Source organism: Enterobacter sp. K510 (genome assembly GCF_055804875.1).
The window spans coordinates 216,047-241,579 of record NZ_JBNRLQ010000007.1; the positions used below are offsets into that span (position 1 = coordinate 216,047).

Genomic DNA, 25,533 nt, shown 5'->3' on the forward strand with positions numbered 1-25,533 from the left:
CGTTCACGACTGCGCAATGAAAAGGTACACGCTATGTCTGTCACTCTGTCTGTAAAAACAACATCAAAGCACAGCGCTTATGAAAAGCTCAGCCTGAAAGAAAAAGTGGGCTACGGCATGGGGGATGCCGGTTCCTGCATGATCTGGAGCGTGCTTGCGCTTTATCTGACCTGGTTTTACACCGATATTTATGGCCTCGATGCCGGCGTCGTGGGCACCTTATTTCTGGTGATCCGTATATTTGATGCCTTCAGCGATCCGGTGATGGGCGCAATATGCGATCGCACTAAAAGTCGCTGGGGCAAATTCCGCCCGTGGTTGCTGTGGATGGCGGTGCCTTTTGGTCTGGGCGCGGTGGTGATGTTTACCACGCCCGATCTGACGATGAGCGGCAAAATAATCTATGCCTGGGTGACTTATCTGGTGATGTCGCTGATTTATACCGCGATAAATATTCCCTACTGCTCGGTGGCGGGTGTGATCACGCTGAATCAGAAAGAGCGGCTGGGCTGTCTGTCGTGGCGCTTCTTCCTGAACGGACTGGCGACGCTGATTGTGTCCTCGTCTATTCTGCCGCTCACCGAATGGCTGGGAGAGGGCGACCGCGCGGCGGGTTTTCAGCAGACCATGATGATCATGGGTGCTGCCGCCACCCTAATGTTCCTGTTCTGCTTCAGCAGTATTAAAGAGCGGGTGAGATCAGTAAAAGCCAGCGATTCATTAATGCGCGATCTGAAAGACATCATCAAAAATGATCAGTGGCTGCTGATGATTTCAATTACCTTTTTAAACGTTTTCCCGGCCTTTATCCGTGGGGCAGTGACCATTTATTACGCCACCTATGTGATGCACGCCTCGGTAGGATTTGTGACCTTTTTTATGGCGCTCGGCGTCGCCTGTAATATGCTCGGTAGCGTCATTGCCAAACCGCTTACCGACCGCTTCGATAAAATTAAGCTGTTCCGCATTATCAATATTATTCTCGGCATTCTGTCATTCGCGCTGTGGTTTGTTGATCCGCAATCGCTCACGCCGGTGCTTGCGCTGTTTATCGCGATCAATATTCTGCATTTGATCCAGTCCGGTCCGATTCTGTGGGCGATGATGTCCGACGTGGATGATTACGGTGACTGGAAATACGGCAAGCGTCTGACCGGCATCTCCTTTGCGGGCAATCTCTTTATGCTGAAAATGGGGCTGGCAGTCGCCGGGGCTATCGTCGCCTGGATCCTCTCCTTTACCGGCTACGTCGCCAACCAGCCGCAACAAAATCCGCAAACCCTCCAGGGCATTATTATCATGTTCTCCTTACTGCCGATGGTGAGCTATTTCATCAGCGCCTGGATGGTGCGTTATTTCAAACTCGACAATCAACTGCTGGAAAGAATCAAAGTCGACCTGGCTAAACGCGAACTTTCTGTCATGTAAATGAGGATCTACTGATGACGAGCAATAACCATTATGATGTCACCCGCTGGCATACCGGCAACCCGTACAGTGATATTGGCGAGGTGATCAACAGCATCATCGCCGATATAAAAAGCCGACAAACGCAGACTGACAGTAACGGCGGCGGCAAGCCCGGCGCGGTCATTTATATTCCGCCGGGTGACTATCACCTCACCACGCAGGTACTCATCGACATCAGTTACCTGAAAATCATGGGCGCCGGGCATGGCTTTACGTCTTCCAGCATCCGCTTTAACGCGCCGCAAAATGAATGGCCGAACTGGCATGAAATCTGGCCGGGCGGCAGCCGTATTCTGGTGGATATTGCCGCAGGCGACGGGCAGCCGGAGCATGCAGGGGCGGCCTTTTATGTGGAGCGCAGCGGCGAGCCGCGCATCAGCTCGGTGGAGTTTTCCGGCTTCTGCATTGATGGGCTGCATTTCGTCGATGACGACCTGGGGCATAACGATCCGGAAAACAGCTATGTGAACGGTAAGACGGGGATTTATATCGCCAGCGCCCAGGACTCGTTTCGCATCAACGGCATGGGTTTTGTCTATCTGGAGCACGGCCTGACCATTTATCATGCCGACGCGCTGTCGGTGCATGATAATTTCATTGCCGAATGCGGTAACTGCGTGGAACTGCGCGGCGCGGGCCAGGCCTCAAAAATTACCGATAACCTGATTGGTGCAGGCTACAAAGGCTACTCCATTTATGCACAGAATTTTGGCGGGCTGCTGATCGCCGCCAATAATATCTTTCCGCGCGGTAAAAGCAGCGTGCATTTCTCGGGGGTGGCGCGATCAAGTATTACCGGCAACCGTTTTCACGCCTTTTATCCGGGGATGGTGATCCTTGAAGATAACTGCTCGGAAAACCTGATTTCCGCCAACCATTTGCTGCGCGACCGTGAACCCTGGCCGCCAATGCAGGGCTACGACAATGGCCTTGATGACAGCTTCGGGCTGGTGCGTATCAATGGCGATCACAATTCCGTGATCGGTAATCATATCTCTGCGACCCCCGACACGGCGCTTAGCACACCGCCGGACGTAAGGCCGGTGATCATTCATCTCGTCGCCGGGCAGGGGAATTACATCGCTAATAATCATATCATCGCCACCCGCGATGCAGGAGCTGAACCGTCTGCTGACGCTGGCTCCTGTTTTACCACCCAGGTGGGGGCCTTGCTGGCAACGGATCGCCGCGTTGCGCTGGAGGTAACAGCCGTGCTGGTGGCGTCCACAGCCACGCACAATACGGTGCTGGATTCCGGGGCGGATCATCAGGTCCTACTGGACCGCAGCCTTAACGCCTTTCGCGCCACACCCGTGCCCGGCCAGCCTGTTTAGCCGCTGAATCGTTAAAGCATTATCTGTTCAACCCCGCATAATTACGGCAATCGTGCGGGGATTTTTCATTATTAATGCGATCAAAACCACATAATTTTGCTTAAAAACGCTGCTTTTCCCGGCAGGTGAACCTCGTCACATTTCTTTAACCTGCTAAACAGTAGATTCGGGCGGGTCAGTCAATAATCGATTCAGCAAAAGGACGAAAAATGAAAATTAAACTGGCTTTAACGGTACTTGCAGTGATGATTTCGGGACAGGTGGCGGCAAAAACCTGGGTGCTGACCAGCGCTGAACAGGGCGTGGAGAAAGGAAACTGGAAGATCTCCAGCCAGGAGCTGAACGTCAAAGATCACAGCTTCAGCATTGAGCAAAAGGTGCTGCACGGCGGTAAGCAGGAAGGGAGCAAAATTCTCGTTATTACCAGTCAGGACGGGCTGACCATTACCCTTAGCCCGACGCGCGGCATGAATCTGCTGCGCGTGGAAGGCTTCGGCTCAAAAATGGGCTGGGAGTCGCCGGTGAAAGAGGTGGTTAACCCGGCTTTTATTAATCTGGAAAGCCGTAACGGCGCGGGCTGGCTGGAAGGTTTCAACGAAATGATGGTGCGCTGCGGCTATGAATGGACCGGCCATCCGGTCACCGCTGACGGCCAAATCTATACGCTGCATGGCAAAGCGGGGAATACGCCCGCCTCGCAGGTGGAAGTCGAGGTGGCGGACGCCGCGCCCTATGAGATCCGCATTCGCGGGCTGATTAAAGAAAGCACCTTCAAAAAAGCCGATCTGCAGACCCTGACCGAGCTGCGCTACGTGCCGGGCAGCAACAGTTTCAGCCTGCACGATGTGCTGACCAACCATGCGGATTACCCGCACGATTACCAGATCATCTATCACAGCAACTTCGGCATGCCGATCCTGGAAGAGGGCGCGCGCTTCCTTGCGCCGATGTCCGCTATCAGTCCGTTTAATGACTACGCCAAAGACGGTCTGAAAAGCTGGCAGACCTACGCCGGGCCAACCAAAGGCTTTGACGAGATGGTATTCAACATTCAGCCGCTGGCAGGGGAAGATCATCAGACGCTGGCGGCCGTGGTAAACAAAGCGGGTGATAAGGGCGCATCCATCCAGTTCGACAACCGCCAGCTGCCGGTGCTGACGCTGTGGAAAAATACCGACACCCTCAAACAGGGCTACGTCACCGGCATTGAGCCGGGCACCAGCTACGCCTATCCGGTGACCATAGAGCGCGAGCAGAAACGCGTGAAGCAGCTCCAGCCGGGGGCGAGTACGCAGTTTGATCTGACCTACACCCTGTTGCACAGCAGTGAACAGGTGGCGGACGTAGAGAAGAAAATTACCGCCATTCAGGGCGAGACGAAAATCGACGAGAACGCCACGCCGATGGCTAAAGAGTAATCCCGGCACACGCGCCCGCCTGTCCGGGGGCGCGTTTTACAACGACTCGCGCAGCAGCAGCGGGCTTTCCACACGGACAGTATCGCGATGAGTTTGCTGTTGAATGATATGCAACGCGCTCAGACGACCAATCTCATAATGCGGCAGCTGCACCGTCGAGAGCGGCGGCACAAACAGATCGCCGATGCCCACCATATTATCGTAACCCAGTACCGCCACGTCCTGCGGAATGCGCAGCCCCTGTGCCAGCAACGTCTGGTAGACCATAAAAGCGATGCGGTCGTTACCGCAGATCACCGCGTCGAACTGCGGTCTGCCGTCGTGGATATGCGCCAGCAGCAGGGCGGGCATATCCCGATAGTGCTCGTCGCCAAATTCCATATAGGCGTGGTTAAGCGTATGCGGATCGATACCCGCTTCCCGACAGGCGCGCTCCAGCCCCTGACGGCGGCGGATGGTCGCCAGATGTTTTTCCGGGAGATGCAGACAGAGCGGGCGGCGATAGCCCGCCGCCAGCAGCGCTTTCACCGCGCTGTACTGACCCTGTTCGTCATCCGGGATATAGCTGGCCACCGGATCGTGCAGGCTTTCACAGTTCGCCAGCACGCAGGGCAGCGTCAGCAGCTTGGCAGGCAGCGGCACCTGGCGCAGGCCCATGGTGGTATAGATAATGCCGTCCGGCCGGTGGGAGAGCAGCAGATCGACCATGGTGTCCGGGCTGTCGTCGGAAAACATATTGACCACAAAACTGTTCCAGCCGTGGGCGCGGGCGGTTTCTTCAATAGAAAGGGTGATCTCCACCGAGAAAGGCGTGGTCACGGTATCCAGCGCCAGCACGCCGATGGTGCTGGGGGAGGCATGGGCGCCGCGGATCTTCTTGGCGGACAGATCCGGCACGTAATTGGTCTGTTCAATGGCCTGCTGTACGCGGGCCAGGGTTTCCGGTTTTAGCCGTTCCGGGCTGTTAAGCGCCCGCGATACGGTCATCAGCGATACGTTTGCCAGTTTTGCCACATCTTTCAGGGAGGCCATTCTTTTACTCCATCATTGCCGCGCTGCCTGCGGCAGTATAACTAAGTTGCTGATGTAAAAGGATCATACGCTATTCCTTTTCCGCTGTGTCGCGGTCTGTAGGCCTGAAATGTTGATCGCGATCTCATCCCTGTTATGTTAACGTTAACTTTTGTGATTAACATCATGAATCTCAGCAAAACGGCGTGAGGGCGAGCTTTTGTTAACGTTACCATTGAAGCATTACTCCAACACGAGATCGCCATGATGAAAGTCCATCATTCTCACAGTTACCCTTTACTCAGTGCCTTGCTGTTCTTCTTTTTTGTCACCTGGTCCTCCTCAGGCTCGCTGCTTTCCATCTGGCTGCATCAGGAAGTCGGGCTGAAGGCGGGGGATACGGGGATTATTTTTGCCGTACTGTCGGTTTCGGCGCTGTTCGCGCAGATCTGTTACGGCTTTGTGCAGGATAAACTTGGTCTGCGCAAGCATCTGCTGTGGTATCTGACGGCGATGCTGATCCTCTCCGGCCCGGCGTATTTGCTGTTCGGGCATCTGCTGACCATTAACATTCTGCTCGGCAGCGTATTCGGCGGCATTTTTATCGGCCTGACCTTTAATGGCGGCATCGGCGTGCTGGAATCCTACACCGAACGCGTGGCGCGTCAGAGCCAGTTTGAATTTGGTAAGGCGCGCATGTGGGGATCGCTGGGCTGGGCGGTGGCGACCTTTTTCGCCGGGCTGCTGTTTAACATCGATCCGCGGCTGAACTTTGCGGTTGCCAGCTGTTCCGGGCTGGTATTCATGGTGCTGCTGGCCCGTCTGCGGGTCTCCTCCGCGCCCCATGCCATGCAGGAGGCGGTAGCGGGCGGTAAAGTCACCCTGGCGGACGCGCTGCGTTTGTTGACGCTGCCGCGCTTCTGGGCGCTGGTATTCTTCGTCGTCGGCACCTGTATTTACAGCGTCTACGATCAGCAGTTCCCGGTCTATTTCTCGTCACAGTTCGCCACGCCGCAGGAAGGCAATGCGATGTACGGCTATCTGAACTCCTTCCAGGTGTTTCTTGAAGCCGCCGGGATGTTTTGCGCGCCCTGGCTGGTGAACCGCGTCGGCGCGAAAAATGGCCTGATCTTCGCGGGCATGGTGATGGCGATGCGCATGATCGCCTCCGGGCTGGTGGAAGGGCCGCTGCTGATCTCCATCACCAAACTGCTGCACGCCGTCGAGCTGCCGGTGCTGCTGGTGGCGATCTTCAAATACAACAGCCTGAATTTCGACAAACGCCTCTCTTCCACGCTTTATCTGGTGGGCTTTGCCTGCACCAGTTCAGTGATCGCCTCGGTGCTGTCGCCGCTGGCAGGCTACAGCTACGAAAAATATGGCTTCGCCGAATCCTATCTGTTTATGGGCATGCTGGTGTTCGGCATCACCTTTATCTCCATCTTTTTACTGCGATCCGGCAAGGCTTCAGCGGATCCGCAGCTACCCCAACTTTCCGCTATCTGAATAAAGAGTGAAGACTATGACCTACTCAATTGCTGACGCTGAACAGGAACTCAGGGTAAAGCGCGACGCGCTCAACCTGCGCTGGTATCCGCATTACCATCTGGCGGCCCGTGCGGGCTGGATGAACGATCCCAACGGGCTGGTGTGGTTCGACGGCTGGTATCACGCCTTTTATCAGCATCATCCGTATTCCACGCAGTGGGGACCGATGCACTGGGGGCATGCGCGCAGTAAGGATCTGGTGCACTGGGAACATTTGCCGGTGGCCATCGCCCCGGAAGGACCTGAAGATAAAGACGGCTGTTTTTCCGGCTCGGCGGTGGTGGACGGCGACACCCTCGCGCTGATCTACACCGGCCATAAATTTCACGGCGACGCCGGTAACGAAGACAACCTCTATCAGGTGCAGTGTCTGGCCACCAGCCGCGACGGGATCCACTTTGAGCGGCAGGGCATTGTGGTGGATACGCCGCCGGGCGTGCATCACTTTCGCGATCCCAAGGTCTGGCGCGAAGGGGACAGCTGGTACATGATCGTCGGCGCACGTCTGGGCGAAACCGGACAGGTGCGTCTGTATCGCTCGGCGGATCTGCGCCAGTGGCAGGACGAAGGCGTGCTCGATGAAGCGGAAGCCGGCATGGGCTTTATGTGGGAGTGCCCGGACTTCTTCACCCTGAACGGCAGGCGCGTGCTGATGTTCTCGCCGCAGGGCATGAACGCCGACGGCTTCAAAAATCGCAATCTGTTCCAGAGCGGTTATCTGGTGGGCGACTGGCAGCCCGGCCAGCCTTTTATCCGCGCCGGTGAGTTTGCCGAAATGGATCACGGCCACGATTTCTACGCGCCGCAGAGTTTCGCAACGCCGGACGGACGCCGCATTGTGATCGGCTGGCTGGATATGTGGGAGTCGCCGCTGCCGGAGCAGCAGGACGGCTGGGCGGGGATGCTCTCCCTGCCGCGGGAACTTAGCCTGAGCCATGATAACCGCCTGCAAATGCGCCCGGCGAAAGAGGTGGAGAGCCTGCGTCAGGCCTGGTTCCCTTGGCCGGTCAGCACCCTTAAAAATCAGCAGATCAGCGTGGCGGAAAACGCCGGGGCCATGGAAGTGGTGCTGAACTGGAATAGCGCCGACAGCACCGCCGAACAATACGGCATCAGCCTCGGCGACGGCCTGCGGGTGTATGTCGATGCCCAGCAGCAGCGGCTGGTGCTGGAGCGGTATTATCCGCAGCACGCTTTATGCGGGACGCGCAGCGTGCCGTTATCCCCCGATCGCGATCTCAGTGTGCGGCTGTTTATCGACAGCTCCTCCGTTGAAGTTTTTGTGAATAACGGCGAAGCCTGCCTCAGCAGCCGTATTTATCCGGATGCCGGAAACCGGGAATTACGTTTATTCGCCTGGAGCGGAAGCGCTTCATTAACCGACGGCGGCGCCTGGCAGCTGGAATAAATCACACTCAGATTATCAATAACCCGTCCCTGGCGACGGGCGGGTTATTGCTGTCGCTGTCGCCGGAATACCCTCTGCACCATTAATGATTGATTAGCGAAATAATAAAAAAGGTTCCCCGATGAAAATATTATGGATCGGTTGTGTGTTGACGTCTGTATTCAGCGGCGTGGTCTGTGCGCAGGAAAATCTTTCACTGGAAGCGCGTCTGGCGCAAATGGAAAGCCGCCTTAAGGCCACCGAAGCGCGAGCCGCCAGCGCGGAAGCGGAGATCCGCGCCTTAAAACGGCAGGACGCGCCCCGTGCGGTTGCCAGCGCTGCACCGGCAAAACCCTCTTTACAGGTGAATGACACCGACGAATTAAAATTCTATGGCGATGTCGAATTTAATATGGACGGCGCCAGCCGCACCGGCGGCCTGACGTCGCTGAAAACCAGCGCCAATAAAGACTGGACACCTGGCGAGAAAGAGCGCTGGGATATTAACGGCCGCATTCTGCTTGGCTTCGACGGGATGAGAAAGGGCGCAGACGGCAAATATGCCGGATTCAGCGTACAGCCGCTGGCGGATATGAGCGGCAAAATGAATCTCGACGACGCGGCTTTTTTCTTCGGTCAGCAGGATGACTGGAGAATTAAAATAGGGCGTTTTGAAGCCTGGGATATGTTCCCGTTAAATCAGGATACCTTTATTGAATATTCCGGTAATACCGCCAACGATCTCTACAGCGATGGCTACGGCTATATCTACATGATGAAAGAAGGGCGCGGACGCAGCAACAGCGGCGGTAATTTCCTGCTCAGTAAAAACCTTGATAACTGGTATTTCGAGGTCAATACGCTGGTTGAGGACGGCAGTTCGCTGTTCGTCGATCAGAACTATCACGGCAACGCCCTCGATAACCGCAAAAACGTGGTCTATGTGCGCCCGGTCGCCGCCTGGCAGTCCGGCCCCTGGACGGTGGCCGCCGCGCTGGAGAGCAATCTGGTCAATAACGCTTACGGCTACCAGCAGGAGAACGGCCGCTTTCGCGATCAGTCCAGCCGCACCGGTTACGGTATGACCATGAGCTGGAACACCCAGCGGATCGACGCGGAAAACGGCGCGGTGGTGAACCTGAGTACCGCCTACCTGGATGCGGCAGACGAAAAAGACTTCAGCGCCGGTATCAATGCCCTCTGGCATCGCGTCGAGCTGGGCTATATCTACGCCCATAACAAAATCGACCGCTTCAATATGGCAGGCGTCAATGCCGACTGTGACAGCGACTGCGCGATCCTCGCACCTGGTCGTTACGATATCCATACCCTGCATACCTCATGGCAGCTGCCGGAGATCATGGATTTGCCGAACTTCAATATCTACCTCGGGGCATACGCCTCCTGGCTTGATGCATCGGCGTCTGAAAGCGGCAGCAATGACGACCGTTATGGCGCGCGGGTGCGCTTTAAATATCTGTTCTGATAATCAGCTTAAGGGGAGTGTATGAAAATCTGGGCATTAGGCGACGCGGTGATCGACTTGTTACCGCAGGGAGAGATGCAGTACAGCGCCTGTGCGGGCGGAGCGCCGGTTAACGTCGCGGTTGGCGCGGCGAAACTTGGCGCGGATTGTGGCTTTATTGGCCGTACCGGGGACGATCCCTTTGGCCATTTTCTGCAAACAACGCTGGCTGAACAGGGCGTGGATACCCGTCATATGCAGTTTGACGCGCAGCACCGCACCAGCACGGTGCTGGTGGCGCTGGGGGACGAGGGGGATCGCAGTTTCACTTTTCTGGTCGATCCCTCCGCCGATCAGTTTTTAACGGCAGAGGATCTGCCGGAATTTGCCGACGACATTCTGCATTTTTGTTCGCTGGCGCTGGTAGCCACCACCTGTCGCGAAACCCTGGTGCGCGCCATTGGCAGCATTAAACAGCGCGGTGGTCTGCTGAGTTTTGACATCAATCTGCGTGAACAGATGTGGCCGGATGCGCAGGAGATGTCCGACACGGTGCGTCATTTTGCGCGCCAGGCCGATATCCTCAAGCTTTCACAGGAGGAGCTGTACTGGTTAACCGGCACCACGCAGCATGACAAAGCGCTGGCGATTTTGGGCGGGTATCCGTCGCGCCTGAAGGTGGTGACCTGCGGGTCGGATGGCTCTGTGGTGTTATGGCAGGATCAGATCGTTGAGATGAGCGCATATAAGGTGGGCAGTCTGGATACCACCGGCGCGGGAGATGCTTTTATGGCGGGATTGCTGGCAAGCCTGGCGCAGGGGAATGCGTTAGCGGATCTGACGCAGCTGACGCAGGCTGTCAGCCAGGCCAGCGCCTGCGGCGCGCTGGCTACCACCGCCAAAGGGGCGTTAGCCGCGCTGCCGGATGAAAACGTCCTTAAGGCGTTCAGGGCATCCGCCGCGGAACTGGCGGTTAACCTGCGCCCGGCGCGCTAGCCTGCGGGTAAAACAGGGAGCCTCGCGGCTCCCGTATCACATCATTTTATTGAGCTGGATTTTATCCAGCGGCATCGGCCTGCCAATGTAGTAGCCCTGCGCCTCATCGCACTTATACTTCTCCAGCATAGTGAGTTGCCCGGTGGTTTCCACGCCTTCCGCCGTGACGTTCAGGGAGTAGGATTTACCGAGATTAATCATATTCTCGATCACGTCTTTCGCGGTCTCTGAAGACTCCATGGCAAAGATAAAGGACTTATCCAGCTTGATGCCGTCAAAAGGAAAGGTACGCAGATAGTTCAGGGAGGAATAGCCGGTACCAAAATCGTCAATCAGGAAGCGCACGCCGATGGATTTAAGTTCATGCATGATCTCCAGCACACGCTCCGGTTGTGACAGCGTCACGTTTTCGGTGACTTCCAGCTCAAGCTGCGCGGCAGGCAGGCCGGATACGTTCAGCGCCTCCTTCACCCGCTGCACCAGTCCGGGATTGAGAAACTCCACGGCGGAGATATTCACCGACAGGATCATCTCCGGCAGGCTTTCGCTGATATCGATACAGGCTTTGGTCAGCACCCAACGGCTCAGCCCCATAATCAGGCCGGAACTTTCCGCCAGCGGAATAAACTGGTCGGGCATCAGCAGCCCCAGGCGGGGATGTTCCCAGCGCACCAGGGCTTCAACCGCGTTAATACGCGACTGCTTGAGGTCGTAGCGCGGCTGATAATACAAAATGAACTGGTTTTCATTGATAGCGCAGCGCAGATCGTTTTCCATTTCCCGCCGCTGGATGATTTGCTCGATCATATTCTGGCGGAAGTAGATCCAGCGGGTATGTTCCTCTTTTTTCGCTTCGTAGAGGGCGATGTCAGAAAAGCGCATTAAATCCCAGGGCGTTTGCGCATCCTGCGGATAGAGCGCGATCCCCATGCTGACGCCGATATAAATATCGTTGTTCTCCACTATCTTAAAGGGCGCCGTGATCGCCGCATTAATTTTTTCACATATCGCATCGATCTGCGCTACGTGCTGAATATCGGAAAGAATAATCACGAATTCATCCCCGCCGTGGCGGCTGACCAGATCGTTTTTATTGATGCAGCCTTCCAGCAGGCGTGCGACCTGTTTAAGAAGGGTATCACCGGCGGCGTGACCAAAGAGATCGTTAACCGGTTTGAATTTATCCAGATCCAGGGTAATGACCGCAATCTGATGGCCAAAATAGGGCTGCTCACGCACTCTGGTTTCGAGAAAATCCTTCAGATACATGCGGTTCGCCAGGCCGGTTAATTCATCATGGCAGGAGAGGAATTTCACGCGTTCGTGGGCTTCCAGCTCGGCGGTGACGTCCGTCGCCGTGCCCCTGTAAGTCGTGCTGCCACCCGGCAGATCGACGCGTTTTATCACCAGACTGCAATAACGGGTCTGCCCGCTGGCGGAGACATAACGGCAGTTTTTTAAGGTAAAAAGCGTATCCGCGCGGGGATCGCTGAACCACTGCGAAATCTCGGCGGCAGACTGGGGCAAAAAGTCGGTCAGGCTTCGCCCGAGCCAGTGACGGGTTGGATAGCCGGTGATCGCCGGGAAACGTTCTGAGATCCAGCTAAGTTTACGCTGATGGTCTATTTCCCAGATCCAGTCGGTGGTGGCTTCGGCGACATCGCGAAAACGCCGCTCACTCGCCGCCAGCGCCAGCTGACTCTGTTTTAATAGCCCGATATTGTTATCGTTGCTGCGCGCTTTGGCTAATACGTTGCGTAGCAGCGCCAGCACCAGTAACAGCGTAATGGCTGCCATACCGAGCAATAACGGTAACTCCCACTTTAACAGCGCTCCACCCGGATCATCGCTTTTCCAGTTCAGGATCATGCTGCCCTCATCGGTGGGGATGGACACCTCGCCCTGGCGATACGGCGTGCCGCCATGCCTGTTATAGCTCACCTGTTCAACGCCGTACTCGTTACCCATCAGGACAAGTTTTTCCGGGGTGAGTTTATCGACAAAGATCATCAGCGAGTGTTTATCAGAGGTGGTGAGTACGCGGCTATCGCTTCCGGCTTTGATCCAGGCCGCGCCAATAATCACCGGCTGACCTTTGGCAATCACCATGCGCGTCAGCGGCAGGCCTTTAGTGAACATCAGCTCATTCTGCAATGCCTGTAAAACCGGCTTACCCAGCCAGTTTTCGAACGGATCCTGCACGCGTTCGCCGTAGAGCACGCTGTATTTGGTTTGACCGTCGGGTGAAATAACAAAAACCCCTTCGTACTGAAATAATTTGTACAGCGAATCCCCGAGGTTCTGTCCTTCCCATGCCCACTGTAAATTCATACTCTGGTGAAGATTAATGTAGGCTTCTCCCCAGTCGGCATAGTCCGCCAGATGATCGCGGATGGTGGCGGTCCGGTTTTCTATCGCTTTTTTCAGCAAATTCCCGCTGCGGAAATCGGAACGCGCATTTTGATCGCCTGCCACATGATAAGTGGCCGTGATGGCGAGGATAAACATCACCGCAATCATCAGGATCATAATCAGCATTGATTTCTTCACTATGCTGAGGGTGTCGGTCTTTACAGCGTTAAGCGCTTGAGTAGGTTGCCAGTTCATTTTTTATCGCTCACCCATCACCGGGTACAGATGATTATTATCCAGAGGTCTCCGGAATGGTTATCGGCAGAAAAGGGAAGAGTGTTAATCACCGGCGGGAAAGGGTAAGCATTCCCGCCACGGCTGGCGGGAAGTTATCTCAGGCCTGCACCCTGTCAGCGTCATGACAGGTAAAGACCTCCACGCTGTTTAACAACAGACGCGCCTGCTCCTTGAGCGATGCGCTGGCAGCGGAAGATTGTTCAACCAGCGCGGCGTTCTGCTGCGTGGTGGTATCAATCTGACCCATGGCAATATTAATCTGGGTGATGCCGTCGCTCTGCTCGGCGCTGGCGCGGGCTATTTCATCAACCAGTTGCTGCACGTCGATCACATTATTCACGATGCCTTTCATTCCCTTATCGGCTTCATCCACCAGTTCACGACAGCTGTCGATTTTGCTGAGGGACGATCCGATGATCTCCTTAATCTCTCTGGCTGAAGAGGAGCTTCGCTGGGCGAGGGTGCGCACTTCACCGGCGACCACCGCAAATCCACGGCCCTGTTCACCGGCCCGTGCCGCTTCGACAGCGGCGTTAAGCGCCAGGATATTGGTCTGGAAGGCGATACCTTCAATGGCGGTGACGATGTCGGTCATCTTGCCGGAGGCATTATGAATATCTTCCATACTGAGCAGCACGTCATTCATGCGCTCACCGTTTTTGCGGATGACGTCTCCGGTTTCGCTAAACAGCTGGTTAACATGGCGGGAGTTATCCGCCGACCGTTTGATGGTGGAGGTAAGCTGTTCCAGCGTGGCGGCCGTTTCTTCCACGCTTGCGGCCTGTTCTTCCGTCCGGGACGCCAGATCCTGATTACCGGCGTCAATCTCACTGGCGGCATGGGAAATGGTCAGCGCGCCCTGTTTGACATTCGTGACGGTACTGCCCAGCCCGGCAACCATATCCTTTAATGACTGCATCATCATCCCCAGCTGATCGCCTGAGCGGACATTCACTTCCACCGTCAAATCCCCTGCGGAAACATTGCCTGCAACGCTTACGGCCTCAGACAGCGGTCGCGTAATGCTACGGGTGATATACCCGGCGATAATGATGCCCAGGATGATGCTGGCAATAATAAATGTCAGAATGATGTTTTCTGATTGATTCGCGTCCCGCCGAATGTCCGCATAGGTTTTATCGATGAGCGCCTTCTGAAAATCACGCAGCTCGGTCAGTGCCTGGGTGTATTCCTGGGTTGCCGGATAAAAGCGATTCAGTATAAAAGCGCTGATCTGTTCATCCTGCCCGTTTCCTGCAAGCTGAAGTCCTTCCTGTCGTAAGGAGACAAATTTTTCACGCGCCGCGCTAACTTTCGCCAGCAGGCGTTGCCCGGTCGGTAAGCGCAATAACGGCGTCAGTTCTTCCTGAACACGGGTGATGTCCGCGGATCCTTTCTCCACGGTTTCCTGCAAGGATTTGCGCAGGGCAGGATCGGCGGTGCTCATCGCCGTCATGGCTACTCCGCTGTTAGTATTTAAAAGTCTTGTCCAGTCCTCAATCATTCTTTCTTTAACAAGATGCCAGGAGATCATTTCCTCTACTTTCTTCTCACTGCTCATGGTCAGCCAGAATGCACTGCTTCCCATAATGACTGTCATCAGCAAAAGAAGGGCAAAGCCGGTTCCCATACGCATACCCACACTCATATTATTTAACTTCATGATCTCTCCTGCGAAACTAATAACCCGCTTTGATATTCATCATTGCATATCGGCTTTACGGCGGCTTTCTGCACCGCAATTTCGCAGTAAAAACATCATTCAGACATAAATATGATCTGGATCATGAAGGGTGAAATAATACGATCAGCTATCTCACCATAATAGTGTAGCAACGCTAATAACCATTTTAGCAGTGTGGTTAATTTCTTTACTTTTATAAAGCGCATTTAATGTCTTTTGCAGTGAACACTGAACATCTTTTAATTTGCTTATTTTTCTAAAACCGCCAACTGCTAAGGTTTGACTGGTCATTATAAAAAGGAAATTCAGGAGCTACATTATGGATAAGAAAGTCATTGCTCTTTTTTGCAGCGCCATACTTTCAGCAGGCACACTCTCATCCTCTGACGCCTGCACCCGTGTCACCTGGGCCGCAATCAGGCATGAATGAAAAGGGGTTGCAGGCCGATCTTTTATATCTCGGCGAGGCGAAATACGGCAAGGCTTCACCGGCAGAGAAAACCCTGGAGGCAAAAACCTTTATTCAGTACGTGCTGGATAATTTCGCAACGGTTGAGGAGGCAGAAAAAGCGCTTAAAAGCGAGCCGATACATATGATTAGCAAGGGCATGCACGCAGGACTGCATTATATGGTTACCGACCGCAGCGGCGCGAATATGATTATTGAAATTGCCGGGGGTAAACTGAAAATATATCCCAAAGCAGGCAACGCCGTAATGACCAACGATCCAAATTATGAATCCATGCTGAAAATATATGATTATTATAACGAAAAGGATCTCGCCAGAAACATGCCTGGTTCTCCCCACTCGGTAGACCGTTTTATGCGCGCGACAGGCTGGCTGGAACAAATCAGCCCTGACAAGATGGACACTATTATTAACCTGGTTCCCGGTAAGAATTTCGCCATGCAGGCGCGTATGAGCGTGCTTTCCGTCATGCGCACGCTGTCCACGCCGTTCGCTATCTCAACCGAAAGGAATCCGGAGAACAGTACCACCCTCTGGCGCGGGATAAGCGATCTTAAAAACAACATCATGATGTTTGATCTGGCGGGTTCTCCCTCCACGGTCTGGGTGGATCTCAATAAAATCGACTTCAGCCAGGGGGAAAGGGCGCTAAGCCTGTCTGATGGCGAGATCAAACAGGGGGACGTGACCCGTCAGTTCACGCCCGTGCAGTAACGCTGCGTCACAAGGATGCCGCCGCCCGCGCGGCGGTGTCATACAGAGAAGATATGGTACGCAGCAACTGTGCCGTGTCGCCAATGGCGCTGCCTGCTATGCCACTTTCAGCATGAATGTTGATCAGGCAGGCTTCACGCACATCACGGTATTTCATGCATAAGGCTTTACCTTCATCGGTGGTGGAGAAAAAGAGTTCTTTTCCTGCCTTTTCGCTGGTCACATAGCCTGCCTTAACCAGTTTTTTCAGCGCATAGGTCACCACGTGCGTGTCTTCCACGTTCAGCACAAAGCAGATGTCCGCCAGCTTTTTTTTGCGATTGCGGTGATTCACATGATGCAGAAGCGACACGTCAAAAGCGCCCATATCCGGCTCACCGGCGGCGGTCATACAGCGCACCATCCATTTGTTAAACGCATTGCTGGTCATGATCAGCGCGTACTCCAGCTCCGATAATTCCGCGCAACGCTCAGAAACCAGATGGCGGGAGGAAACGATACGGCCGTCAGCAATATCGTCGTGATGCGTTGAGGTGGCACTCTTTTTTGTGGTCATAGCGTCCCTTATCGGATTGTGACTCTTCACCAAAAATGTAAACGCAAAGCGATAAAATAAGAACATTTTATTGATAAATTGTTTACATGTTTTTGCCGTTCAGTTATAGATTTTTAGTACAGGCTCTGTGCGAATGACAGATCCCTGGCAAACACAACATCTCTCGCCGTTATGGATCACGCTTCGCCTTGATGTGAAGTATTAAAAAAATAGCCGCCGGCGCGCAACGCTCACTTTAGACAGGATAAAAGTTATGGACGGTTCTACGCTGCTGCCGCTCATCGGGATACCGATAGTGGTTATTGGTTTTGCATTGCGGTTTAACCCGCTGCTGGTGGTGGTCGTTGCCGGGCTGGCGACCGGTCTGCTGGTGGGAATGGATTTCGGCATGCTGCTGGAAACCTTCGGCGAAAAATTTGTAAACAGCCGCTCGCTGGCCACCTTTATTCTGATCCTGCCGGTCATTGGCCTGCTGGAGTATTACGGGCTGAAAGAGCGGGCGCAGGCCTGGGTCGCGAAGATAGCCAGCGCCACCTCGGCACGTATTCTGATGCTCTATTTTGTCGCCCGTGAAGGTACCGCCGCGCTGGGGCTGATGTCCCTTGGCGGCCATGCGCAGACCGTCCGTCCGTTACTTGCGCCCATGGCCGAAGGGGCGGCGCTCAATGAATACGGCGAACTGCCGCAACATATCCGCGATAAGATCAAAGCCCATGCCGCCGCCTGCGACAATATTGCCGTCTTCTTCGGCGAAGACATCTTTATTGCCTTTGGCGCGGTACTGCTGATCGACGCCTTCCTGAAAGAGAGCGGCATTCAGGGCATTGAACCGCTGCATATCGGCCTGTGGGCTATTCCCACCGCTATCGCCGCATTAATTATTCATATGACCCGCTTGTTGCGCCTTGATGCCAGTATTCGTCGCGACGTCATGGCCTGGAAAGCAGAGCAGGGCGCACAGGAGGCGACACGATGAGCACCTTGATCACCATTAACCGCGTCTATTACCTCATCGGCTTTGTTGTGATGCTGCTGGTCATTATGACGCTGCGCGATCGGGCTAACCCGAAACGCTTTACCACCGCGCTATTCTGGTTTCTGTTCGGCGGCATTTTCCTGTTCGGCGATCTGATGGTGCAGGAGCTGGGCAAATCGCTGGCCTACCGGATCATTGGCGGCGGCGTGATCGCCATTGCGTTGCTGGCAGGCTTTGGGCTGGTGGGCAAAGGACACTATAAAATGTCCACCGATGAAGAGCGGGAAGCCTCATCCCGGCGACTGAAAAACTGGCTGTTTTTACCGGCGCTGATGATCCCCGTGGTGACGGTGATCGGCACGCTGTTCCTGAAAGGGGTTTCCATTGGCGGCGTGTATCTGCTAGATCAGAAGCAGCTCACGCTGGCCGCGCTCTGTGTCGCCTGCGTCGCCGCGATCCTCACGGGCTGGTGGCTGACGAAAGGAACGCCGCTGCATGCGATCCGCCAGTCGCGGCGTCTTGTGGACACTATCGGCTGGGCGGTGATCCTGCCGCAAATGCTTGCCATGCTTGGCGGGGTCTTTGTGGTGGCGAATACCGGCGAGTCGGTGCAAAAGGTGGTGAGTCTGTTCGTCAATCCGGACAACCGTTTCATGCTGGTGGTGATTTACTGTATCGGCATGGCGCTGTTTACCATGATCATGGGTAATGCCTTTGCCGCATTCCCGGTGTTGAGCGCGGGGATCGCGTTGCCATTCCTCATTAACGTTCACCACGGTAACCCGGCGCCGCTGCTGGCGATTGGTATGTACGCGGGTTATTGCGGCACGCTGATGACGCCGATGGCCGCGAATTTCAATATTGTTCCCGCCGCGTTACTGGAACTGAAAGATAAATATCAGGTGATCAAGATCCAGATCCCAACGGCGCTGACGCTGCTGGTGGTGAACGTCTTTTTAATGTATTTCCTCGCGTTTCGCTAAGCGCGGCATTGAGCTAAGGAGCTGTTATGGAATTAACGCAACATCAGGCGGATGCATTCGCCAGAATGCCTTTAACCTATCTGCGCCAGGAATACCCTAATCACATTATGCATCTGCTTAATGATGATGGTGATGTCTTACCGCCGCGCGCGCTGCATCCGATTTTTTATGGCTGTTTTGACTGGCACTCGGCGGTACACGGTTACTGGCTGCTGTTACGCTGCGTGCGGCTGTACCCGGAATTGTCCTGCCGTGATGACATCGTTGCGCTGTTTGACGAACACATGACGGAAGAAAACGTGGCGCAGGAACTGGCATATTTTAACGCGCCGTTCCGCGCATCCTTCGAGCGCCCGTACGGTTATGGCTGGCTGCTGGCGCTGGCGCAGGAGCTGAAACAATCCTCACTGCCGCAGGCGCAGAAGTGGCATCAACTGCTGGAGCCGTTAACCCAGGATATTCGCAACCGGCTGATGGATTACCTCAGCAAGCTGACGTATCCGATCCGCGTCGGAACGCATTACAACACGGCCTTTGCGCTGGCGCTGGGGCTGGATTATGCCAGGGCGCTGACTGACCGTCCGCTGGAGCAGGCCATTCTGGATGCGGCGACGCGCTTTTATCAGGCCGATACGGATTATCCTGCGCATTATGAGCCAGGCGGTGATGAGTATATTTCCGGCGCGCTGACGGAAGCCCTGCTGATGAGTAAAGTGGCGGATAAATTCCCGGCGTGGTTCGATGCATTCTTACCGCATGTGGGATCGGTGTCGGCGCTGATACATCCTGCCGAAGTGAGTGACCGTACCGATCCGAAAATCGCGCATCTTGACGGGCTGAACCTGAGCCGCGCCTGGTGTATGAAGCATATCGCAAAAGCTTTGCCGCAAAACCATCCGGCGCAGACGCCGCTGCGCGAAGCCGTGGCGCGTCATCTGACGGCCAGCGTTGAGCATGTGGTGGGAAGCCATTACAGCGGCGGTCATTGGCTGGCGAGCTTTGCATTGCTGGCACTGGAGTAAGGGCAGGGCAGACACGGCAAAACAGGGGGTCCGGCGATGCCGAACCCCGACGGATCACGCGCCAAATGCGCCGTCAATGGTATGCATGGCGCCGGTCACAAATGAGGCTTCCGGCCCGGCAAGCCAGGCAACCATACCGGCCACTTCTTCAGGACGCCCGTGGCGTTTGATGGCCATAAAGCTGTGCATCAGATCTTTCATCGGGCCATTTTCCGGGTTGGCGTCAGTATCAATCGGGCCTGGCTGAACAATGTTGATGGTGATGCCACGCGGGCCAAAATCCCGCGCTAATCCGCGCGCCATGCCCTGTAGGGCGGATTTGCTGACGGCGTAAGAGGCCATGCCAGGGAGGGGCATCCGGTCGCCATTGACCGAGCCAATAATAAGGATGCGTCCGCCTTCCGGCATCTGACGGGCGGCCTCAACGGCGGCGTGGTAGGGCGCATGGATATTGATGCGAAACAGACGATCCACCGCATCGCTATCCTGCAGAAGCGCGTCACCAAACAGCGCAATGCCTGAGTTCACCACCAGGATGTCCAGCGGCCCGGCCGCGCGTACCAGATTGATCACCGCGTCGCGATCGGCGCTGTCTGCCTGCACCGCTTTACTGCCTGTTTCTGCCGCCAGCTGTGTGGCAGCATCATGAGATCCCGCGTAGCTGAAGGTGACCGATGCGCCTTCGGCAGCGAAGCGGCGGACGATGGCTGCGCCGATACCACGGCTGCCGCCAATAACCAGAACGGATTTATGCTGAAATGAAGTCATTTGTGTGTCCTTGTGATATTGTAGTGATGATTACAATATTCGACGGTCACGCAGCCTGTCAAGGAGTTATGTAGTGGTCACTACAAAAGAAAGTAAAACACCGGGGCGTCCCCGCAAGTTTGATGCAGAGCAGGCGATCGCAACAGCGCAAAAACTTTTTCATTCAAAGGGATATGACGCCCTGAGCGTGGCGGATCTGACGAAAGCGCTGGGCATCAATCCTCCCAGCTTTTACGCCGCGTTCGGCAGCAAGTTCGGCCTTTATCAGCGTGTGTTGGAACGTTATTCCCGCCAGGGCGCGATTCCCTTTGCCGAAATTTTGCGTACAGACCGCCCGGTAGCGCAGTGCCTGACAGCTGTGCTGAATGAAGCGGCAAGGCGCTACGTTGCCGATCCCATCGCCAGCGGCTGTATGGTGGTCGAGGGCACGCATTGTGACGATCGGGAAGCGCGGGAAGCGGCCTGCGAAATCCATCAGGCCGCAGAAACCCTGATCCGCGATTTCATTGCGCGACAGTTTCCGGATCAAGCCGAACGGCTGACGGATTTTATGGTAACCGTGATGGCCGGACTTTCCGCCAGTGCGCGGGCAGGGCACAGCGAAGCGCGTTTGCGCGAAACCGTGCGTCTGTGTACCGACGTGCTGGAGCAGGCGCTGCCGGATGCTGCTGGCGCAGATGCGGAATGATGCCTTATTGCGTGAGTCGCATAAGGTTGCAATATAAACCCGGCTGTCGCGCCGGGTTTGTTTTGAGCGGTGTATGAGAGATCGGTTCGTGATGATGAGGGGCGGGGACAGACTTACAGGCGGTGCGCGTAAGCCTGAATGCAATTTAACTTATTACTCATCAACAAGTGATTAAAATGGAACGTAGTATCTATCAATCGGAGATGTTAAAGGCGCGAAAAAATGAAAAAAGTTAGCTTTTTTTTTAAATTTCATTCTCTATTTCAATGGGTTGTGGCTTTTTTCTCAGCGCACGTATTTCGATTTGTTCTGGTGTCATAGGAGAAGCTTTTGGTGTTTTGCCCTTAAGCTCATCAAGATATTTGCCCCATCTTGTCATCGTGGAAAGACCGACATCCATAGCTTTGGCGGCATCTGCCACCGAGTAGTTCTGGTCAACAACCAGTTGAGCGGGTTCGCGTTTGAATTCAGGACTAAAATTTCTTCTTTTCATTGGTACATCTGTATTGTCTGAGGTCAGCATATCAACCTCTGTTCAGGTGGCCAAATTCAGTAAACCACTTCACTTCGAGACTATAAATTCTGGAGTAACAGTCGCTTAGCTTCCTTCATAGGCTGGTCATAGCGAGTTGTTAAGTATGGCTGTTTGCGATAAGCTTTAGATACTCTTTAGCGTTGGACGGTTACGTCTAGTCGGGTGATTAGCCAGACTCTAACTTATTGAACGTATTAAGGGTTGCGAAAGTGTCGCAACCCGAGATCGTTCCTCTCTCGGGTTGCGACACTTTCGCTTCCTCAAGTAAAGAGTGAAGCCCGGCGTAAATGCGCCGGGCCTTTTTCAGGTACTGTTATGTCTGTTATTCGTAGATTAGCTGCGGTTTTACGTCAAAGTGACTCTGATATCAGCACCTTTCTTGTGACCGCCCCGAGAAAGTACAAAGTTTACAAAATCCCTAAGCGTACGACGGGGTTTAGGGTCATTGCCCAGCCTGCCAAAGGGCTAAAAGATATCCAACGAGCCTTTGTTCAGCTCTATAACTTCCCTGTTCATGATGCTTCAATGGCCTATATGAAAGAGAAGGGAATTTGTGATAATGCCGCAGCACATGCTGGCAACCAGTATCTCCTGAAGGCGGATCTGGAGGATTTTTTTAACTCAATTACACCGGCAATTTTTTGGCGGTGCATTGAAATGTCATCTGCGGTGACACCTCGATTTGAACCTCAGGATAAGTTTTTTATTGAAAAGATCCTTTTCTGGCAACCGATAAAGCGTCGCAAAACCAAATTGATATTGAGTGTTGGTGCGCCTTCTTCACCAGTCATATCCAATTTCTGCATGTATGAATTCGATAAACGAATTCATGCGGTTTGCAATAAGATGGAGATAACATACACACGATATGCAGATGACCTCACGTTCTCGTGTAATATCCGTGATGTACTGAAAACAGTTCCTTCAACGCTTGAGGCGTTACTGAAGGATTTATTCGGAAGCGCACTCAGACTTAACCACAGCAAAACGGTTTTCTCATCAAAAGCACATAACCGGCATGTGACTGGTATAACAATAACTAATGAAGAGACACTGTCACTAGGACGAGATAGAAAAAGATTTATCAAGCATCTGATTAACCAGTACAAGTATGGTCTCCTTGATAATGAGGATAAAGCTTATCTGACCGGGCTGTTAGCATTTGCCAGTCATATCGAGCCCGGGTTCATCACACGTATGAACGAAAAATACTCATTAGAACTCATGGAGCGCCTGAGAGGACTGAGATGACCAAACAATATGAAAGAAAAGCAAAGGGTGGCAATTTACTGTCAGCGTTCGAACTTTATCAACAAAATACTGATGAAGCACCTGGTATGGGTGAAATTGTGGTGGATGAATGGTTCGAAATTTGCAGGGATTATATTCAGGATGGACACATTGATGAGTCAGGAACGTTTCGTCCAGATAATGCGTTCTATCTTCGCCGCGTCACGCTAAAGGACTTTCGCCGTTTCTCTCTTCTGGAAATCAAACTCGAAGAAGATCTGACAGTCATTATTGGTAACAATGGTAAAGGGAAGACAAGCATCTTATATGCGATCGCAAAAACGCTAAGCTGGTTCGTCGCGAACATCCTGAAGGAAGGCGGTAGTGGGCAAAGGTTAAGCGAGCTGACTGACATAAAAAATGACGCTGAAGACAGGTATGCCGATGTCAGCAGCACTTTTTTCTTTGGCAAAGGACTTAAGAGTGTACCCATCAGATTGTCACGCTCAGCCCTTGGTACAGCGGAAAGGCGGGACAGCGAGGTTAAGCCTGCCAAGGATTTAGCTGATATATGGCGAGTCATTAACGAGGTGAAGACGATCAACTTGCCGACGTTTGCGCTTTACAACGTTGAGCGCTCGCAACCCTTTAATCGCAACACAAAAGATAATGCCGGACGCAGAGAAGAGCGCTTTGATGCCTATAATCAAGCGCTTGGTGGCGCAGGTCGTTTCGATCATTTCGTTGAGTGGTACATTTACCTGCATAAGCGTACTGCATCAGATATCTCAAGTTCAATTAAAGAACTTGAACAACAGGTTAATGACTTACAGCGTTTCGTTGATGGTGGTATGGTTTCGGTAAAATCACTTCTGGAACAAATGAAGTTAAAGCTTATTGAAGCAACAGAAAGAAACGATGCTGCGGCTTCCTCGAAAATGTTAACTGAGTCTGTTCAAAAAAATATTGTTGAGAAAGCAATCTGCTCGGTTGTGCCTAGTATCAGCAAGATATGGGTTGAAACGACAACGGGTTCTGATTTAGTCAAAGTTACCAATGATGGGCATGATGTCACTATTGACCAATTGTCTGACGGGCAACGTGTATTTCTGTCGCTGGTGGCCGATCTTGCGCGAAGAATGGTTATGCTGAATCCCCTCCTGGAAAATCCATTAGAGGGACGTGGCATTGTTTTAATTGATGAAATAGAGCTTCATCTTCATCCTAAGTGGCAGCAGGAAGTTATCCTTAACCTACGCAGTGCATTCCCGAACATTCAGTTTATTATTACAACACACAGTCCCATTGTTCTGTCTACTATTGAGAAACGCTGTATTCGTGAATTTAATCCCAACGATGATGGCGACCAATCATTCCTTGACTCTCCCGATATGCAAACAAAGGGAAGTGAGAATGCTCAAATTCTTGAGCAGGTAATGAACGTACATCCTACGCCGCCTGGTATTGCGGAATCTCACTGGTTAGGTGATTTTGAACTATTGCTTTTAGAAAATTCGGGAGAACTTGATAACCAGTCTATAGTACTTTACAAAAAAATAAAGGCGCACTTTGGCATCGACAGCGCTGAAGTGAAAAAAGCAGACAGCCTTATTCGCATTAATAAGATGAAGAATAAAATAAACAAGATAAGGGCTGAGAAGGGAAAATAGGAATGAAAGAGTTAGCTCGGCTGGAGAGACCGGAGATTCTGGACCAGTATACAGCTGGTCAAAATGACTGGATGGAGATTGATCAGTCAGCGGTATGGCCGAAATTAACTGAAATGCAAGGTGGATTTTGTGCTTATTGTGAGTGCCGGTTGAACAGACGTCATATTGAGCATTTCAGGCCAAGGGGAAGGTTTCCTGGTCTGACGTTTGTCTGGAGTAACCTCTTCGGTTCTTGTGGCGATTCAAGAAAAAGGGGCGGGTGGTCACGTTGCGGTATATATAAGGACAATGGTGCTGGCGCCTACGATGCTGATGACCTTATAAAACCTGATGAAGAAAACCCTGACGACTACCTGCTATTTCTCACTACCGGGGAGGTTGTACCAGCTATCGGACTCACAGGGAGAGCGCTTAAAAAAGCACAAGAAACTATCCGTGTTTTTAACCTGAACGGCGACCAAAAGCTGCTTGGCAGTCGTAGAACTGCAGTGCAAGCAATCATGCCTAATGTCGAATACTTGTATTCTCTATTCGAAGAGTTTGACGAAGATGACTGGAATGAAATGCTCAGAGATGAGCTCGGAAAGTTAGAGTTTGATGAATTTAAAACTGCATTAAAACATGCATGGACTTTCAACCAAGAGTTTGCATAACTCTCAACTGCCTTTAAGAGGATAACGTCCAACTCAAGAAGTCTCTTGCCGAAGCCATGCTGGATAAGGATGCGCTTCATGAGACCCTAGACCAGAAGCGGGAAGCCCGTGATGCGACCGGTCTGTAGCAACGTCGTGCCTGCAAGATTACTAGTTTGTACCTGTTAACCTGCCGCTATGACGCTCATCGTCCATGTGCTGATGCACATTTATCAGGGCGTATCACTCAACTGGCGCTTGAACGCAGGCGTTTAGGTTATTGGCGCATCTGGCAGTACTGCGGGGGGGGGGGGGGGGGGGGGGGGG

General features: G+C 53.4%; 21 protein-coding genes and 2 pseudogenes. 16 read left to right on the forward strand and 7 right to left on the reverse strand.

Going from position 1 to position 25,533, the window contains the following annotated elements:
* The first annotated feature begins 33 nt into the window (after positions 1-33).
* The 3 genes from ACQUTD_RS14225 to ACQUTD_RS14235 all read left to right on the forward strand — a co-directional run bounded on the left by ACQUTD_RS14225 (position 34) and on the right by ACQUTD_RS14235 (position 4,222).
* Positions 34-1,428: a glycoside-pentoside-hexuronide (GPH):cation symporter gene (locus ACQUTD_RS14225; protein WP_473275719.1), complete on the forward strand. Its 1,395-nt coding sequence runs from the start codon at positions 34-36 to the stop codon at positions 1,426-1,428.
* Positions 1,429-1,442: 14 nt separating this feature from the next.
* Positions 1,443-2,804 carry a NosD domain-containing protein gene (locus ACQUTD_RS14230; protein WP_473275717.1) on the forward strand — a complete coding sequence of 454 codons (1,362 nt, stop codon included), beginning with the start codon at positions 1,443-1,445 and terminating at the stop codon, positions 2,802-2,804.
* A 209-nt stretch (positions 2,805-3,013) separates the two neighbouring features.
* The gene (locus ACQUTD_RS14235) at positions 3,014-4,222 is read left to right on the forward strand and encodes a DUF4432 family protein (RefSeq protein ID WP_473275715.1); all 1,209 of its coding nucleotides are present in this window, start codon (positions 3,014-3,016) and stop codon (positions 4,220-4,222) included.
* A 36-nt stretch (positions 4,223-4,258) separates the two neighbouring features.
* Here the strand turns inward: ACQUTD_RS14235 and ACQUTD_RS14240 are convergent, their stop codons facing one another.
* Complete coding sequence (locus ACQUTD_RS14240) at positions 4,259-5,254, reverse strand: LacI family DNA-binding transcriptional regulator (protein ID WP_072568468.1); 996 nt, start codon at positions 5,252-5,254, stop codon at positions 4,259-4,261.
* 243 nt (positions 5,255-5,497) lie between these two features.
* On the opposite strand from ACQUTD_RS14240, the gene ACQUTD_RS14245 reads away from it, so the two are divergent.
* From ACQUTD_RS14245 to ACQUTD_RS14260, 4 genes are all read left to right on the forward strand, one after another.
* Positions 5,498-6,739: an MFS transporter gene (locus ACQUTD_RS14245; RefSeq protein WP_321987463.1), complete on the forward strand. Its 1,242-nt coding sequence runs from the start codon at positions 5,498-5,500 to the stop codon at positions 6,737-6,739.
* A gap of 16 nt (positions 6,740-6,755) precedes the next feature.
* The gene (locus ACQUTD_RS14250; RefSeq protein WP_473275711.1) at positions 6,756-8,189 is read left to right on the forward strand and encodes a sucrose-6-phosphate hydrolase; all 1,434 of its coding nucleotides are present in this window, start codon (positions 6,756-6,758) and stop codon (positions 8,187-8,189) included.
* A gap of 121 nt (positions 8,190-8,310) precedes the next feature.
* A complete protein-coding gene (locus tag ACQUTD_RS14255) occupies positions 8,311-9,654 on the forward strand; it encodes a carbohydrate porin (RefSeq protein ID WP_473275709.1) in 1,344 nt (447 codons plus the stop codon).
* 21 nt (positions 9,655-9,675) lie between these two features.
* Complete coding sequence (locus ACQUTD_RS14260) at positions 9,676-10,629, forward strand: aminoimidazole riboside kinase (RefSeq protein ID WP_473275707.1); 954 nt, start codon at positions 9,676-9,678, stop codon at positions 10,627-10,629.
* Positions 10,630-10,665: 36 nt separating this feature from the next.
* On the opposite strand, the gene ACQUTD_RS14265 is transcribed toward ACQUTD_RS14260, so the two are convergent.
* From ACQUTD_RS14265 to ACQUTD_RS14275, 3 genes are all read right to left on the reverse strand, one after another.
* Positions 10,666-13,167 carry an EAL domain-containing protein gene (locus ACQUTD_RS14265; RefSeq protein WP_473275706.1) on the reverse strand — a complete coding sequence of 834 codons (2,502 nt, stop codon included), beginning with the start codon at positions 13,165-13,167 and terminating at the stop codon, positions 10,666-10,668.
* Positions 13,168-13,375: 208 nt separating this feature from the next.
* Entirely contained in the window at positions 13,376-14,941 is a 1,566-nt protein-coding gene (locus ACQUTD_RS14270; protein ID WP_473275703.1) for a methyl-accepting chemotaxis protein, read from the reverse strand.
* Between the two features lie 153 nt (positions 14,942-15,094).
* A complete protein-coding gene (locus tag ACQUTD_RS14275) occupies positions 15,095-15,253 on the reverse strand; it encodes a hypothetical protein (protein ID WP_473275701.1) in 159 nt (52 codons plus the stop codon).
* A gap of 107 nt (positions 15,254-15,360) precedes the next feature.
* Between ACQUTD_RS14275 and ACQUTD_RS14280 the strand changes: the two genes are divergently transcribed.
* A complete protein-coding gene (locus ACQUTD_RS14280) occupies positions 15,361-16,146 on the forward strand; it encodes a linear amide C-N hydrolase (protein WP_473275699.1) in 786 nt (261 codons plus the stop codon).
* A gap of 7 nt (positions 16,147-16,153) precedes the next feature.
* Here ACQUTD_RS14280 and ACQUTD_RS14285 read toward each other — a convergent pair whose 3' ends face one another.
* Positions 16,154-16,702: a winged helix DNA-binding protein gene (locus ACQUTD_RS14285; RefSeq protein WP_072568459.1), complete on the reverse strand. Its 549-nt coding sequence runs from the start codon at positions 16,700-16,702 to the stop codon at positions 16,154-16,156.
* Positions 16,703-16,955: 253 nt separating this feature from the next.
* Here ACQUTD_RS14285 and ACQUTD_RS14290 point away from each other — a divergent pair, with 253 nt between their 5' ends.
* From ACQUTD_RS14290 to ACQUTD_RS14300, 3 genes are read left to right on the forward strand one after another with little or no spacing between them, the layout of a single operon-like run.
* Positions 16,956-17,678: a DUF969 domain-containing protein gene (locus ACQUTD_RS14290; protein ID WP_318375935.1), complete on the forward strand. Its 723-nt coding sequence runs from the start codon at positions 16,956-16,958 to the stop codon at positions 17,676-17,678.
* Positions 17,675-18,661, forward strand: coding sequence for a DUF979 domain-containing protein (locus ACQUTD_RS14295; RefSeq protein ID WP_318362979.1), 987 nt, complete (start codon positions 17,675-17,677; stop codon positions 18,659-18,661). Before ACQUTD_RS14290 ends, ACQUTD_RS14295 begins: the two co-directional genes overlap by 4 nt.
* Positions 18,662-18,687: 26 nt before the next feature.
* Positions 18,688-19,683, forward strand: coding sequence for a DUF2891 family protein (locus tag ACQUTD_RS14300; RefSeq protein ID WP_473275695.1), 996 nt, complete (start codon positions 18,688-18,690; stop codon positions 19,681-19,683).
* A 54-nt stretch (positions 19,684-19,737) separates the two neighbouring features.
* Here the strand turns inward: ACQUTD_RS14300 and bdcA are convergent, their stop codons facing one another.
* Positions 19,738-20,451, reverse strand: coding sequence for an SDR family oxidoreductase (gene bdcA, locus ACQUTD_RS14305; RefSeq protein ID WP_318362981.1), 714 nt, complete (start codon positions 20,449-20,451; stop codon positions 19,738-19,740).
* A 73-nt stretch (positions 20,452-20,524) separates the two neighbouring features.
* Between bdcA and ACQUTD_RS14310 the strand changes: the two genes are divergently transcribed.
* Positions 20,525-21,139, forward strand: coding sequence for a TetR family transcriptional regulator (locus ACQUTD_RS14310; protein ID WP_473275693.1), 615 nt, complete (start codon positions 20,525-20,527; stop codon positions 21,137-21,139).
* Between the two features lie 247 nt (positions 21,140-21,386).
* Here the strand turns inward: ACQUTD_RS14310 and ACQUTD_RS14315 are convergent.
* Positions 21,387-21,632, reverse strand: a pseudogene (locus tag ACQUTD_RS14315) (transposase); the annotation flags it as partial.
* Positions 21,633-21,989: 357 nt separating this feature from the next.
* On the opposite strand from ACQUTD_RS14315, the gene ACQUTD_RS14320 reads away from it, so the two are divergent.
* The 4 genes and pseudogenes from ACQUTD_RS14320 to ACQUTD_RS14335 form a co-directional block, all read left to right on the forward strand.
* Positions 21,990-22,925 (forward strand): retron St85 family RNA-directed DNA polymerase, encoded by a 936-nt coding sequence (locus ACQUTD_RS14320; RefSeq protein WP_473275690.1) that lies wholly within the window; start codon positions 21,990-21,992, stop codon positions 22,923-22,925.
* Positions 22,922-24,574, forward strand: coding sequence for a retron Ec78 anti-phage system effector ATPase PtuA (gene ptuA, locus ACQUTD_RS14325; protein ID WP_473275688.1), 1,653 nt, complete (start codon positions 22,922-22,924; stop codon positions 24,572-24,574). Before ACQUTD_RS14320 ends, ptuA begins: the two co-directional genes overlap by 4 nt.
* A 2-nt stretch (positions 24,575-24,576) precedes the next feature.
* Positions 24,577-25,227, forward strand: a complete 651-nt coding sequence (gene ptuB, locus ACQUTD_RS14330) for a retron Ec78 anti-phage system effector HNH endonuclease PtuB (protein ID WP_473275684.1) — start codon at positions 24,577-24,579, stop codon at positions 25,225-25,227.
* Between the two features lie 17 nt (positions 25,228-25,244).
* A pseudogene (locus ACQUTD_RS14335) lies at positions 25,245-25,533 on the forward strand (hypothetical protein); the annotation flags it as partial.